Annotated in this window: 15 protein-coding genes; 8 read left to right on the top strand and 7 right to left on the bottom strand. The window is 47.6% G+C overall.

Going from position 1 to position 14283, the window contains the following annotated elements:
- Window positions 1-693 precede the first annotated feature (693 nt).
- The gene (locus JNN12_15260) at window positions 694-1395 is read right to left on the bottom strand and encodes a TIGR02206 family membrane protein (protein ID MBL7979693.1); all 702 of its coding nucleotides are present in this window, start codon (window positions 1393-1395) and stop codon (window positions 694-696) included.
- 13 nt (window positions 1396-1408) lie between these two features.
- Window positions 1409-1657 (bottom strand): hypothetical protein, encoded by a 249-nt coding sequence (locus tag JNN12_15255; protein MBL7979692.1) that lies wholly within the window; start codon window positions 1655-1657, stop codon window positions 1409-1411.
- A 60-nt stretch (window positions 1658-1717) separates the two neighbouring features.
- Between JNN12_15255 and JNN12_15250 the strand changes: the two genes are divergently transcribed.
- Window positions 1718-2176 (top strand): NUDIX pyrophosphatase, encoded by a 459-nt coding sequence (locus JNN12_15250; GenBank protein MBL7979691.1) that lies wholly within the window; start codon window positions 1718-1720, stop codon window positions 2174-2176.
- A gap of 68 nt (window positions 2177-2244) precedes the next feature.
- Window positions 2245-4359, top strand: coding sequence for an ATP-dependent DNA helicase RecG (gene recG, locus JNN12_15245; GenBank protein ID MBL7979690.1), 2115 nt, complete (start codon window positions 2245-2247; stop codon window positions 4357-4359).
- A gap of 37 nt (window positions 4360-4396) precedes the next feature.
- Here recG and JNN12_15240 read toward each other — a convergent pair whose 3' ends face one another.
- Window positions 4397-4750 (bottom strand): hypothetical protein, encoded by a 354-nt coding sequence (locus tag JNN12_15240; protein ID MBL7979689.1) that lies wholly within the window; start codon window positions 4748-4750, stop codon window positions 4397-4399.
- A gap of 323 nt (window positions 4751-5073) precedes the next feature.
- Between JNN12_15240 and JNN12_15235 the strand changes: the two genes are divergently transcribed.
- On the top strand, window positions 5074-5502 hold the full coding sequence (locus JNN12_15235; GenBank protein ID MBL7979688.1) for a PH domain-containing protein: 429 nt from the start codon (window positions 5074-5076) through the stop codon (window positions 5500-5502).
- A gap of 166 nt (window positions 5503-5668) precedes the next feature.
- Entirely contained in the window at window positions 5669-7345 is a 1677-nt protein-coding gene (locus tag JNN12_15230) for a putative transporter (GenBank protein MBL7979687.1), read from the top strand.
- A 149-nt stretch (window positions 7346-7494) separates the two neighbouring features.
- Here the strand turns inward: JNN12_15230 and JNN12_15225 are convergent, their stop codons facing one another.
- The 4 genes from JNN12_15225 to JNN12_15210 form a co-directional block, all read right to left on the bottom strand.
- Window positions 7495-8229, bottom strand: coding sequence for an SDR family oxidoreductase (locus JNN12_15225; GenBank protein ID MBL7979686.1), 735 nt, complete (start codon window positions 8227-8229; stop codon window positions 7495-7497).
- Window positions 8230-9000: a response regulator transcription factor gene (locus JNN12_15220; GenBank protein ID MBL7979685.1), complete on the bottom strand. Its 771-nt coding sequence runs from the start codon at window positions 8998-9000 to the stop codon at window positions 8230-8232.
- Window positions 9001-9028: 28 nt separating this feature from the next.
- A complete protein-coding gene (locus tag JNN12_15215) occupies window positions 9029-10162 on the bottom strand; it encodes a histidine kinase (protein ID MBL7979684.1) in 1134 nt (377 codons plus the stop codon).
- Window positions 10163-10513: 351 nt separating this feature from the next.
- Complete coding sequence (locus tag JNN12_15210; GenBank protein MBL7979683.1) at window positions 10514-11335, bottom strand: fasciclin domain-containing protein; 822 nt, start codon at window positions 11333-11335, stop codon at window positions 10514-10516.
- Between the two features lie 291 nt (window positions 11336-11626).
- Here JNN12_15210 and JNN12_15205 point away from each other — a divergent pair, with 291 nt between their 5' ends.
- From JNN12_15205 to JNN12_15190, 4 genes are all read left to right on the top strand, one after another.
- Window positions 11627-11857: a hypothetical protein gene (locus JNN12_15205; protein ID MBL7979682.1), complete on the top strand. Its 231-nt coding sequence runs from the start codon at window positions 11627-11629 to the stop codon at window positions 11855-11857.
- Between the two features lie 170 nt (window positions 11858-12027).
- The gene (locus JNN12_15200; protein MBL7979681.1) at window positions 12028-12786 is read left to right on the top strand and encodes a prolipoprotein diacylglyceryl transferase; all 759 of its coding nucleotides are present in this window, start codon (window positions 12028-12030) and stop codon (window positions 12784-12786) included.
- A gap of 32 nt (window positions 12787-12818) precedes the next feature.
- The gene (locus tag JNN12_15195) at window positions 12819-13337 is read left to right on the top strand and encodes an acetyltransferase (GenBank protein MBL7979680.1); all 519 of its coding nucleotides are present in this window, start codon (window positions 12819-12821) and stop codon (window positions 13335-13337) included.
- 147 nt (window positions 13338-13484) lie between these two features.
- On the top strand, window positions 13485-14180 hold the full coding sequence (locus JNN12_15190; protein ID MBL7979679.1) for an HAD family hydrolase: 696 nt from the start codon (window positions 13485-13487) through the stop codon (window positions 14178-14180).
- Window positions 14181-14283: the final 103 nt, after the last annotated feature.

Below are 14283 nucleotides of genomic sequence, written 5' to 3'. Positions count from 1 at the left end.
AGAAACCTACCGCTTTCCCAATTCCAGTCTGTTCTTCGGTGCGGCAAAAAATCGCTTGGAGACTTCTTGCTACGCAAGGCGGTCTTGCTACCTACGCAAGGCGGTCTTGTCAAGAAGCCACCATGTTATCCGGGTATCCACCAGCTATACCTTTTGCTCATCAGGCTATCCCTTCGGCTCATTTGTTACTGCCAATCCCTGAAACCTGTTCACGCCCCAATTTGGGGAGGGGCGTGCGCCGTATGTCAACCTTGTGCCTCGGCCTCCCTTGAGCAGCAGTTGAATGAGGATGGATGTCCGCTTTGTCGAACGATACGGGGGGCAGTCCGGTGCGGAAAAATGATTTCACGGATACAAGCAGTATAAAGAGCTATCAGCCAAGCGGTTTGTTAATATGCCTATGGTGTAAATACCAAAACTTGCGGTTTCGGCTCCAGTGCACATTTGATAACAAGTACTCCTATTAGGTAGATTGACCAATTGTAATATAAGACTTTCTAAAGTAAGGGTACAACTTTTGAAGGAAGTAGATCTTTTGGGAAACTATTGGGAAATGCAAAATAAGGGGGAACTCATGAAGGGAGAAATGAAATACAGAAGCGATGGGGTGTAGGTTTATTGGTGGTCAAAACCTATTGGTCGAGAATTGTAGCCGTTTAGAGAAGAAGGCTTATGGATATGTCTTCTTTGCATTCATTTAAGTTGGCGCCGCATCAATACCCAAAAGGGAGCATACAAAACCGCAAATAAAATCAGCCCCAACAACCCGATATACGGAATATAATAGGGCCAAATGGGCATCCCAAGAGCCTCTGCCGCAATGGGGGCATGGCCGAGAAACATGTAGTTGGCGTTGGGGATAAGCCAAACGGCCACGCCAATGGGAATCGCCAAGACGGCTGTAATGCCCAATGTCCGAAAGATGCCGCGAAAGGTGGGGCGCATGTCATAGGCCAATACCAAATATAAAGGAGTGGCCACCAAAAGGGCATGCCAAAAGAAAAACGGCGCGGCATAAATGTCCTCGTAGGGCAACTCCGGCAGAAGAAGTCCAGCAAGCCCACCGCCCAATCCCCAATAGTACCCCGCCTCGAACGCCCAGAACTTGCGGGTAAGGGCGGCATAGGAAAGGGTTATCGCCGAGATGTCGCAAAGGTGGAAGGGTAGCCCCTCGGCAAGCGACCAAAACCCGCCTTGTACCTCCAAAGTGGTAATCCAGCCATAAAACCCGATGAAGGCCATTGTCAAAAAACGGGCCATATTTTGTTGTTGCGTGGGTGTTCGGTAATACCTTGCAACAAGGCCCATAATCAATAAAAACAGGAAAGTAAGGCCAAGGGCAATCAGGTGATATGGGCCATACCAGACAAAAGGAGGAGGAGGTTGGGTAGGCATAACAAGGTTATGGTTATTTCGGACGAACCTTTACCGCTGGCGCTTCATCCGGCAGGTTCGGTGCAGATGGTTGGGCTGTTGCTTCGGCTTCTGCCTGTTTTTTTGCTTCGTATTGGGCCTTTAGTCGTGCCAGGTTTTCTTTGGTCCACTTTTCGTTTTCGGCGTCTTGTTTTTCCATAAACTTATAAATGGGATAGACTCCGGCTGCCATTAAAAGTGCAACGGCCAAAAACAAGATCACAGACATCACTTCAAAAGACATATTCTCTCCGTATTTTAAGGACAATCAGCACAAGAAAAATTACCATAATATAAGCGTTTTATGACCCAAAATCTGGTTCGGGTAGTGGATGTCTATCCCTATCGCCTAACGGCAGATGGATTTCGCTTTTTGCTGCTTCGTAGGGCAGCGGGAACCCTCTATACAGGCCAATGGCGTATGGTGGGCGGAAAAATTCAGCAGGATGAAACGGCATGGCAGGCGGCGCTTCGGGAGTTGATAGAGGAAACGAGCCATCCGCCCCGGATTTTTTGGGCCTTGCCCTCGGTGAATACTTTTTATAGTTGGACCATGGACGCCGTATTGCTGACCCCAGCCTTTGCTGCGGAATTGGAAGGCGACCCTATCCTAAACCATGAACACGACCATTTTGGCTGGTTTACCGCCGAAGAAGCCCTACGGTTGCTGGTGTGGGAAGAACAAAAAAGACTTCTTGCCCTTACAAATTGGTACTTACAAACAGGGGTAATCTTGCCAGACTGGATGATCCCACATAGGTGATTTTTCGCGGCCTATGGCTCTGAATCATGTAATTTCGTAACTTAGCTTGGCTTTTTTACCAATCTCCTATGACAGAACAGGCTGAACACAAGCCGGAAAATCCGTTAGACGCCGACATCCAGTGGTTGGAAGGCGTGGGGCCGAATAGGGCTGCTATTTTCCGAAAAGCAGGGATCCATACCTTTCGAGACTTGTTCCGGTTTTATCCAAGACGATACTTAGACCGCTCGACCGTCACGCCCATTAGACAGCTACAAGAAGGTATTGCTACCACCATAGTAGGACGGGTTGTTTCCCAGAACATGATAGAAGGTGGACGAAAACGCTTTGAAATGCAGGTGGAAGATGAGTCTGGTGGACGGCTTAACTGTGTATGGTTCAATGGGCATCAGTGGGTGCGGCGGTTGTTCACCAACGGCGAATTGGTGGCCCTGCACGGTATGCCGCAAAAATATGGCCGAACGTTCTCCATTTCTCACCCCGAATACGACAAATTGGAGGCAGATAAAACTTCCGTAACCACCGGACGCATCATTCCACTTTATCCTGGTGGGCAGGCTTGGGAGCGAGTAGGTCTCTCTAATAAGGTACTCCGACATATTATATATGGCTTGTTCAAGAAATATGGCCTGCTCTTAGAGGAAAACTTGCCCGAAACGGTCATTCGCAAATACGACCTTATGGAAGGCCGTGTGGCGCTCCGAGCTATCCACTTCCCTAAATCAGAAGAAGAACGCGAGTTGGCGCAATATCGGCTGAAGTTCGAGGAATTTTTCTTCCTACAACTGCTCTTGGCCACAACCCGCCAGCAGGTCAAAAAAACCGCTGATGGCCTTGTTTTCGAATCACCGGGTACGTATTTCGCGCGTTTCACCCAAGAGGTTTTGCCCTTTAAACTAACCAATGCACAGCTAAAAGCCATAACCGATGTCATTACCGATACCCGTAGTGGCTATCCGATGAACCGTCTGGTGCAAGGAGATGTGGGCAGTGGAAAAACAGTCGTGGCTATTGCTGCGATGATGCACGCCATAGACAGCGGGTTTCAGTCGGCTTTTATGGCCCCTACCGAAATTCTTGCCGAGCAACACTACCAAAGTTTGCGGCGGTATTTAGAACCGTTGGGACTCAAGGTACACCTCTTGGTGGGCGGCCAGCACAAAAAACGACGTACCGAAATCCTGAACGATCTGGCAACGGGCGAAGCCCAAATTGCCGTCGGGACACATGCCATTATCGAGGATAAGGTGGTATTTAAGGCACTTGGGATGGCCATTGTGGATGAACAACACCGCTTTGGGGTTATGCAACGTGCCCGCATGTTCGACAAAGGCCAACGCCCACATATGTTGCTGATGACGGCTACGCCCATTCCGCGTTCCCTCGCGATGACGGTTTATGGAGACTTGGACGTGACCATCATGAATGAACTTCCCGCCAACCGGAAGCCGATCCAAACCCAACTCCGCAACGAGGCCCGACGCGGCGAGGTCTATGAGTTTATCCGCTCCGAACTCCGCGCCGGACGGCAGGCGTATATCGTGTATCCATTGGTAGAGGAAAGCGAAAAACTCGATTTGAAGGATGCCGAAAATGGCTTCGAGCAAATTACAGAAACCTTCCGCCCATACAAGGTGGGCTTGGTGCATGGCCGTATGCTGCCCTACGAAAAAGACGAAGAAATGCAACGCTTTAAGTCGGGAGAATTGGATATTTTAGTGGCGACTACCGTGATAGAAGTGGGCGTAGATGTCCCCAATGCTTCCGTGATGGTCATTGAACACGCCGAGCGCTTTGGCCTAAGCCAACTGCATCAATTGCGTGGACGGGTGGGGCGTGGAAGCGAGCAAAGCTATTGCGTCTTAATGGCCGACTATAAACAATCTGCCGAGGCGAAAATCCGCTTAGAGGTGATGGCCCAAACAACCGATGGCTTTGTGATCTCGGAAGAAGACCTGAAATTACGCGGAGCAGGAGACTTCTTCGGCACACGGCAAAGTGGTCTTCCCGACCTCAAAATTGCGAATATCACCCAAGATGCCGACATTTTGGCCCAAGCCCGTGAAGCCGCTTTTGCGTTGGTGACCCAAGACCCACACCTCCGCACGCCCGAAAACCTTGCCACCCGCGCCCATTTCTCAAGGTCGGCTCCTCAAAGTTTGGGTATGGCCCGCGTAGGGTGAGGTTTATACGCATCCCAAGGTTCTGGAGAAATTATATTTAAAACCACCAACCCAAACTTAAAGTAGGAATGATTGGGAAAATACTCACCTGCTTAATTTTAGTTTCCGATTTTATTATTCCTAAAATAGGGTCAATTTCAATTTCTTTTTCTGGATAGACATAAAAGGGATTTTTATGAGAATAAACATTGTAAATACTTAGTATTGTGCTACGTTTTTTTTGCTTAAGTTCTCTACGAACCCCCAAATCTAAATGATGGGTTGCAGGTAACCTAAAGGCATTCCTTCCACCATACCAAACCACTTCTTGGCTACTAATGGTATAGCTTTGTGCAGGAAACGTAATGGCCTGCCCCGATCCATAAGTCCAAGCAAGGGGGGTGCATTTCAAAAGTTGTCAGCTTTCTGCATTAGTAGCTTGATGACCTGCTCCCAGTTAGACATTGTATAGAAGTGTTCTTTGAAAACCTGCCTGTTGACGTGCTTTTGGGGTCTAATTTTTTATAGGGAGCCAACAACTCCATTAAGGTTTCTTTTGTATCTTGGATAGGAGACATATGGCGTTTAAAATGAAACCTGAAAAATTCTATGTTAAACGTTCCGTTAAGGAAATATGTCTCCTTTTTTCTTCTTCTTTACACTTTTGTCATGTACTTAGATCTCGGCTAATCATCTATATGACACCAAACTTTTATCCACAACCAAGTTAGTCTAATGGTACAAGTGTACAAATCTAAAATTGGGTTGGAATTGGTTATTCCCATTGCCCTGGTGCTCGGAACGGTATTGATATTGTCCGCATGGGAAGAGCCACGTTGGGTTGGGCCATTGATTATTTTAGCAGTTGGGAGCTTTATTTACTATGTTTTTACAACGACATACTATGTGATTGATCAGAATATGCTGAGGGTCAAGTCTGCGTTTTTTATTGATTTGAAAATAGATATTCAAGACATACACACCATTGCGGAAACCCGTAATCCACTCAGCGCGCCCGCAATATCATTAGATCGCTTAGAGGTCCGGTACGGCCATCATGGCAGGGTGCTTATTTCTCCGAAAGACAAGGCTGGATTTATTCGCGAGATACAGCACATCAACCCCCATGTTGTGGTCCGCTTGAAAGGGGATTTCGTTCCTTAAGGATATAACAAAAGAGAGATAAAGGCCAAAGGCCAAAAGAATTTTACAAAACCACTTGTCGAAAAGCCCTTTCGTATTTACATCTTCATGGTTAAGCGCTTGCACTCTTCGGTGAATATCCGGAAATTAGCGCCCTATTTGCCATTTAATTTGGACCTCCTACTATATGAATTGGTTGGTTGATTTACTGACGGACAAAAGCACCATTGCCTATACCTTGCTGGTCTATAGCATAGTAATAGCACTTGGGGTCGGGCTTGGGAAAATAAAGATCTGGGGGATATCTTTTGGGATTGCTTGTGTATTATTTGTGGGCTTGGGTGCTTCTTTTCTGGGTTTTGAAGTGAACCATGAGGCCCTGCATTTTGCCAAAGAACTTGGGCTTATTCTGTTTGTTTACACCATCGGTCTGCAAGTGGGGCCTGGTTTTTTTGCCTCGCTTCGCCGAGAAGGACTTAAACTGAATGGACTTGCTGCGCTGATTGTAGGGGTAGGGGGTGTGCTCGTGATTGCCCTGCACTACATGACCGAACTGCCAATGGCCACATTGGTGGGCATTATGTCGGGTGCTGTAACCAATACGCCCGGATTGGGAGCGGCCCAACAGACATTGGCCGATTTAGCGGCGCAGAATCCTGCAATAGCGAATGCCCCGGTTGCTGCTGGATATGCCCTTGCCTATCCGTTTGGCGTACTCGGTATTGTTCTCACCATGCTCATTCTAAAACGAATCCTTCAGGTAAATATTCCGGCAGAAGCCCGGCTACACAACAAAAAACAGGTGGCCATTAATCCCGCCCCCAGTACCATTACCCTTACCGTCAAAAATCCTATGGTCTTTGGGCGCCCCGTGAAAGCCATTCGGGATATTCTAAAAAGTAATTTGGTCGTTTCGCGGATTTATCAGAACGGGAAAATTTCCCCAACCACCGGAGAAACCATTCTTCAAGAAAATGATGTGGTGCTGATTGTCGCCAATCGTGAGGACTTTGACCGCCTCCGGATGGTTGTGGGTGAGGACAGTAAAATGGATCTTTCCAAAACGCCGCAACAAGATTTGGTTTCGCGACGCATCAACATTACACGGAAAGAAGCGTATGCCAAAACTTTGGCCGAATTAGATGTAATCCATCGGTTTAATGTGACCATTACCCGCGTGTATCGCTCTGGTATTGAATTTATTCCGGATGGACGGACGCACCTGCAATTTGGGGACACCGTGACGGTTATTGGGGATGAGGTACACATCGAGGCGTTGGCGCGGGAATTTGGTAATTCACCCAAACGCCTCCGAACCCCGAATGTGGCTTCGTTGTTCTTGGGTATAGCCGCAGGAGTACTACTGGGTAGTATTCCTTTTAATATCCCTGGTGTGCCGGTTCCGGTTAAACTGGGTTTGGCAGGTGGTCCACTGGTAGTAGCCATCCTAATCAGTCGGTATGGTGGTAATATCGCCTTTAATACATATGTAAAACCAAGTGCAAATCTCATGTTGCGTGAGTTGGGTATTGTGTTATTTTTGGCAAGTGTTGGCCTTTCTGCTGGTACTGGTTTTGTCGAAACCCTTGTTGGAGGGGATGGCCTGTACTGGTTATTGTTAGGAGCGCTGATTACCTTGATCCCGTTGCTGGTGGTTGCGCCAATTGCCCGCTTTGTGTTTCGGCTAAATTATATGGAGTTGTGTGGCTTGCTCGCGGGTGCCTCTACCGATCCGCCCGCACTTTCCTTTGCCAATGAAACTACCGGAACCGATGCGCCCGCCGTTACGTATGCTGCCGTTTATCCGTTTACCACGTTTTTGCGGATTATGGCGGCGCAGTTACTGATTTTATTTTTTATGTAGGGTCGCTTATAGAAAGCCCAAAAAAGGGCTTGCATTGTGCTTTTGATCTTCGTATATTGGCGATCACAACAAAGACTTTTCATGGCTCAAGATACAAGAGGCCGGGACTTCCAAAGAGTTTCCGGCCTCTTGGTTTTTCGGTAAAGCCTTCACGCAACAGATCGTACAGAGGACAAGCCTCCATCCACCGCCAGTACTTGGCCCGTAATCCAGCTACTTTGGTTGTGATCCAACAAAAACACGATCGCCTTGGCTACATCATCGGGTTCTCCGATTCGTCCGAGCGCATGAAGGGCGGCAGAACTTTTCTCTGCGGCTTCGGTTGCCGTGAGATGTTGTGTCATGGGGGTTCGAACCAATCCGGGCGCCACCGCATTGACACGCACGCCCCGTTTGGCATAGGTGGCCGCAGCAGAGCGGACCAAGCCATTGATCCCTGCTTTTGCCGCTGCAATGGCTTCGTGATTTTGTAGCCCATGTTGTGAAACCGATGAGGAAACGAGCACAATGGCGCCCCCTTGACGGAGCATGGTGCGGGCAGCAGTCTTCAAAATAAAGAATGACGTATCTAAATTTTGCCGAAGGGTCAAATACCAGTCTTCAGGTGTAGTAAGGTGGGCTGGCTTCAGCAAAAGCGATCCGATACAATTGACCACACCATCCAAGCCTCCCATTTGGGCTTCCGCTTGTTGAACGACGTGGGCCACTTCCTCTGGCTTCGTGGCATCGGCCACCAGTCCCACTACATTTCTTTCATGGAGCAGGGGGTGTAATTTTTCCTGTACACGGCCCACTCCCACCAACTGATGCCCTTGTTGGTGCAATAAGCGAATCACGGATTGACCAATGCCACCGCTGGCGCCAAAAACGAGATAACGTGCCATCTAAGATTTCCGGTTAAGTACGGGTTCCACCTGCCCCCAATAGCGACGGCTGATGGTGATTTTTTTGTTGTTTGTTAATACGGCAATATAAGCGCCATTAAAATGTGGTTGAATGGCTTTCACTTTTTCGATGGCCAAGATGCTGGATCTATGTACCCGGACAAATTTTTGGGGGTCTAAAAGGCTGGTCATGCGTTCCATGGTTTCCCGCAACAAATGGCTCCGGTTTGCGACATGTAATACTACATAGTCTCCGGCAGCCTCTATCCAGTCAATGTCTTGTACTGGGATAAATTCCATGATATTTCGGGTACGTACCGAAAATCGTTCCGGGTATTGGGGCTTACGTTCTTCTTGACGAGCCGCAAGCAAGGATGTAATCTTTTCAGATAGATCACTGTTTTCGATAGACTTAAGCTGGTAGATTGCACGGTCTAAAGCTTTGAAGAACCGATCGTCGTCATAGGGCTTTAGCAAGTAATCCAACGCGTGAAAGTCGAAGGCCTTAACCGCATATTGGTCATAGGCTGTCACAAAGATGACCACGGGTAGTTCTTCGGGGGTGAGTGCTTCCAATACCGAAAACCCGTCTCCGTCTGGCATCTGAATGTCTAAAAAGACGATGTCCGGTTTCTCGGTTTTGATGGCGGCAAGGGTTGTAACCCCTCGGTCGGTTTCGGCAACCACCGTTATTTCGGGGCGTTCTTTGAGTAGCAGACGAATAGTATCGCGCGCCAACGATTCATCATCTGCGATAACAACACGGGTCATAAGCCAGACACGTTAGGTTTGGGTAAGGTTATTGTTGCGGAAGTAGAGGTTTGTCTAAGTATGGCATATCTATCGTCACCAAAAGTCCACCTAATTCTGAACGGCCAAAAGTGACATACCCACTTGGGCCATAAAGTTCACGTAAGCGATTTTGGGTGTTTTGTAGTCCAACTCCTTGTTTTTTAGGCGCTTCGGTAAGGCCAGGGCCATCATCGGCCACTTCCAGCATCAGCCGATCCTGTTTTTTTCGTGCTCGTACAGAGACCTTTCCAGCATCTGCATGGGGAGCAATGCCGTGTTTGATGGCGTTTTCGACCAAGGGCTGAAGCAGCAAGTTGGGGACATAAGCCTGCATAGCCTCTGAATCAATCTGGAAATTGATCTTCAGACGTTCATTAAAACGGACCAATTCGATATCCAAGTACCGTTGTAGAAAAGCCACTTCTTGGCTTAAGGGTATTTCTTGTTCTCCCTTGGATTCCAATACCACACGCAGAAAGTCTGCCAACTTACCAAGCATGGTAATGGCGCGTTTGGACTCGTTCTGACGAACCAAACTTGCGATTGCATTCATGGTATTAAACAAGAAGTGGGGTTGCAATTGCATCTTTAAAGCCATGAGTTGGGCTTGTACCAACTGCACTTGGAGCATGGCGGCTTGTTGCTCACGGTTATGGTATCGGCGATAATAATCGGATGCGTAAAAAAGTCCGACGACCAGCCCATATGTCAGAATATTGATTTGTGCGCGGAGGGTAAGGTGAACTTTCCAGAGTTCAAGGTTCATTGTGTCGTGCAATCCCAAAATACGAAAGGCGGCCAGATTGCCCAATGCCTGAATGCCAAGCAACAATCCCATAACCACTAAATGAATCCCTATCCATTTAGGCCAGTTTTTAGGCGGGTCTAAAGGTAAACGTTGTGCCGTCATCCATGCGCCCGGAGTCATGATCATCCAAAGATACCAATTCGAGAAGGTAGTGGTGATGGCATAGACAGGATTAAAGACCTGCTCTGCCAAAACAGCGTTTAGGTAATAGTAGCTCAGGGCGATGAGGGCCGGAAAGTTCCAGCCGAAAAACAAAATTAACCATGTCTTAGGGGCGCGCCAACGAAAAAGGGGCGGCATGGGCGCAAGTGGAGCAAGGGTTAGGGCATTCACGGCATTTAAAATTAACACAAATTCAGGAAAGACCTTGGATGAAATTTATCCCTAAAGAAGACCTAGTCAAATGGTAGGCTCTCTTTTAGGTGAGGAAGACGCATTAGAGGATGTTTACGTCGCAATCACATCAAAGGCGGAAACAACGGTATGGTACATTATTTTTTTAGCGATTACCACGATTTAAGAACGCTTTTTAACATAGCGTGATGGATGCGTATGAACAATCGTATTTCGGTAGGGGGAATGACGGCTGCGACGAAAGGCAACAAAGGGAGGTTGCGTGCAGCCAGCTATCCGAAAACCGGCGTACCTGAACAAGTACGCCGGCTATTCATCTTGATCAGCGGCTTAAAGTCCTTCATAGACTGTTTCTAAAGCCCGGCGCATGGTCCATGCACGGTCGCTTGCATTTTTAGCGTGCTGGGCGGTTGTGAGTGCATTTTCTAAGCCCATTCGGAGGTCGTTTGTCAGTGGCTCGTTTGCAATTAGGGTGCGTGCTGTTTGCATATAAATTGCAGCACATCCCGCTGCATCCCCTTTATTATAGGCTTCGGAGCCTTTTGCAATGCTTTGTTCAATGCGGTTTTTTGCCCTTCTAAAGCCCGTTCCTGCCTCACGTTGTTGCCAACTATGGTATTCGTCTCTCCGGTATTGATCTGTATTGTTGTTGTGTGTTTTTTTCGTTCCGCCCCGAGCTGCCGATACTTCGGAGGGTGGGATAAGTACTGCATCAATTACATGAATTACCCCATTGCTGGCCGCGATATCTGCCTGCACCACCCGTGCATTCTGAACCGTTAGCCCAATAGGAAGGGGTGCTCCATTGACTGTTCTGGCGCTACTGGTTGTGAGTAGTGCATCGGAACCTACCCGCCCGGAAACCACATGATAGGTGAGAATGGCCCTGAGACGGTCTTTGTTTTCCGGCTTTAAAAGGCTTTGAAGGGTGCCTTGGGGTAACTTCGCAAAAGCGGCATCGGTGGGGGCAAAGACCGTAAAGGGCCCGTCACCAGAAAGGGTGCTCGCCAAGCCAGCAGCACGTATCGCTGCCAAAAGGGTTTTGAAAGACCCTGCACCTTCTGCGGTTTGTACAATGTTCTGAGACTGCGCGAAGGCAAACAAGGGAAATAATTTGACCAAAAAAGCCAATAGCAACAAACGGTTTTTCATAAAAGAATGGAGTTAGAATGTATTAAAATCGGGTGGACTTACAACCAATTTATCATTCAATATGAATTGTGAACAGCCTATAACGTTCAAGGGAAGCCCTAAAACGTTATGTGGACGGCCTAAAGAGGCGAAGGGTGTGTATTGATCGGTAAGGCTTTTTGGAGTACCACTCGCTTTTCTTGCCATGCACCTTACCCTGCGTCCGTGAAAATGGGACCATGTCAGTATCATATTTAACTTTCAGAGAATCTGTTCGTCTAAAAATGACATACAACTTACTTCAAGAATATCATGAAAACGATTCAAGACTTTACCCTTTACTCCGTTGAGGAAGCCACCGAAGCAAATATAAGAGGTGGTGCCTATAGATCTCGCCGACAAGTGTTTGCAAGACCGGAAGCAGGCACTTTTGTAAAACGGCAAGTACGGGTTTATGAAGAAGGTTCTCTTGTGAATGGCCTGCCCATTTCATACCCACTTTACACACCCACAGATCCAGGGACACCACCTCAACTTCCTTGAGCCAAAGACATACCACTTTGGGTGTCGCTATGATATTTAAAAGGCTTTTGGGTTTTGTTTCCAAAAGCCTTTTTTGTGATACGAACCTCCACACCAATTAATAAAGGCCCATCTCGTCTTTGGCTAAAAGCGTATATTTAGACATCTTGTCCTCAAAAAAGTACATTGTCATGCACTTTCCCATCTACATTCCAATTGGGTTTGCAAGGGTTCATCCCCATTTTTTATTCGAGACCTTGGCCTATTTTATGGGCTTTAGGTTTTATTTGTGGCTACGCAAACAACAGAACGACCCCATTTCGACATCAGACCGGTTATCTATTTTTATTGGTGCCTGTGCCGGCGGATTACTCGGTTCGCACCTATTAGGTTTTTTAGAAAGCCCTGAGCATTGGGTTGACTGGCGAAATTTGGCCAATAAAACCGTGGTAGGGGGACTTCTTGGGGGGCTAATTGGGGTGGAATGGACAAAGAAAATCATCGGGGTAACGGTTTCTTCCGGAGATATGATGACCTATCCGCTGATAGTAGGCCAGTTGATTGGACGCATTGGTTGTACCCTAACAGGTGTTTCGGATGGAACGTGGGGGGCACCCAGTACCCTGTCTTGGGCCTTTGATGCCGGAGATGGGATACTGCGACACCCCACACCCTTGTATGAAGTACTGTTTCTGGCGGCAATGGCGGTGGGGTTGTGGGGCCTGGAACGTCGTTTTATTCTGACCGATGGAAGCCGATTTCGGCTATATTTGGCGGGTTATCTGTTCTTTCGTTTTTGGATAGAGTATATCAAGCCTGTTTATGTTTGGCCAATCGGCTTCTCCACCATTCAAGTCGCTTGTTTAGCAGGATTGCTCTACTACCGCAGGATTTTCTGGAAACCCCAACAGATATTTCAGAAACACCGTACAAAGAAGTGCGAAAAATAGGACGTTTATCATTCCTCTCTACCAACGCTTTTATGGCCTTAAAAAATATGGTCTGCCTCCGTGCAGCTACCATCCAAGATTTAGATATCCTTCGATACTGGGATGAGCAGCCCCATACCATTGCCTCAGATCCGAATGACGACTGGAACTGGGAGGTTGAACTTTGCCATACACCCAATTGGCGGGAACAATTGATCGCTGAACGAGAGGGGCAACCCATTGGTTTTATTCAAATCATAGATCCGGCATTGGAAGAAACCCATTATTGGGGACATGTGCCGCCCAACCTGCGGGCCATAGACATTTGGATTGGCGAGGCCTCCGACTTGGGCAAAGGGTATGGGACCGAGATGATGCGTCTGGCTTTAGAAAAGTGTTTCGCCAATCAACAGGTAGAGGCCGTATTGTTGGATCCTTTGGTATCGAATACAAGGGCCATACGGTTCTATGAGCGACTTGGCTTCCGGTTTGTGGAACATCGTTGGTTCGATGAGGATTATTGCGCCGTTTATCGCTTAGATCGTGCTGACTGGATTGCACGTTCGCGTTAAATTGTCCATTGCACTTGGAATCACTTCATTCAAGCGAAAAACCTCCACCTCTTTTTAAGTAAAAAAGCAAAACCGTGCATTCAAATAGAACAAGCATTCTGGTTTTCTGTTGGAAGTGTTTTTTGACTTATTTTATCTTCCTAAACTGTGATACGATTTATCTATTTTGATCTGGATGACACCTTGTTGGATCATCATCATGCCCAAGAACAAGCGTTGGCAGCTTGCTTCACTGCATTCGATTGGGGCATGGCCACATTAACGGAACTTCAGGCCGTTTATCATCACATCAACGTTCGGTTGTGGGCAGATTATGCACAAGGCCGAGTGTCTAAAATGGAGCTGAATAGCCAACGGTTCTCCGAAACGATTGCCACCCTAGAAGCCTCTGTAACAGAAGAAGACTTTAGACACCTTTATCTGAATCACTATTCCAAATGTTGGCGATACATAGCTGGAGCAGACCATGCTTTTCGCACCTTAGCGAACCGTTTTCCCGTGGGAATTTTGACCAATGGTTTTGTGGAGATCCAGTCGGAGAAGTTGGCACGGTTCCCTGAACTTCGTGCGTACTCTAAGGAAGTGGTGATTTCCGAAGAGGTGGGCGTATTAAAACCACATCCTACCCTCTTCCGTTGGGCTGCCGAAAAAACGGGGGTTACACCAGCAGAAATTCTGTGTGTGGGGGACTCCCTCGCTTCCGACGTCATGGGGAGTTTACGTGCTGGATGGCAAGCGGCTTGGTTCCGGCCTTCTGCTACTACAGCCGAAATCCCAATAGGTGCGTTTGCTTTTGCTCGCTGGGAAGAACTTTTTCGCTTTGTGTCTGAACAGTCCGATTAAATAACCACCAAAAACATAATGAAATAATTGGTACTTTTCAATTTACTTATACCTATTCATTTACTAGACGAAATATGCTCTTTTGTAACGCCTAACGACCTTG

Source organism: Bacteroidetes Order II. bacterium, assembly GCA_016788705.1.
In the GTDB taxonomy this organism is placed as follows: domain Bacteria; phylum Bacteroidota; class Rhodothermia; order Rhodothermales; family UBA2364; genus UBA2364.
Note: the sequence above shows the minus strand (reverse complement) of the source record. Positions and strands in the feature narration are given on the sequence as shown.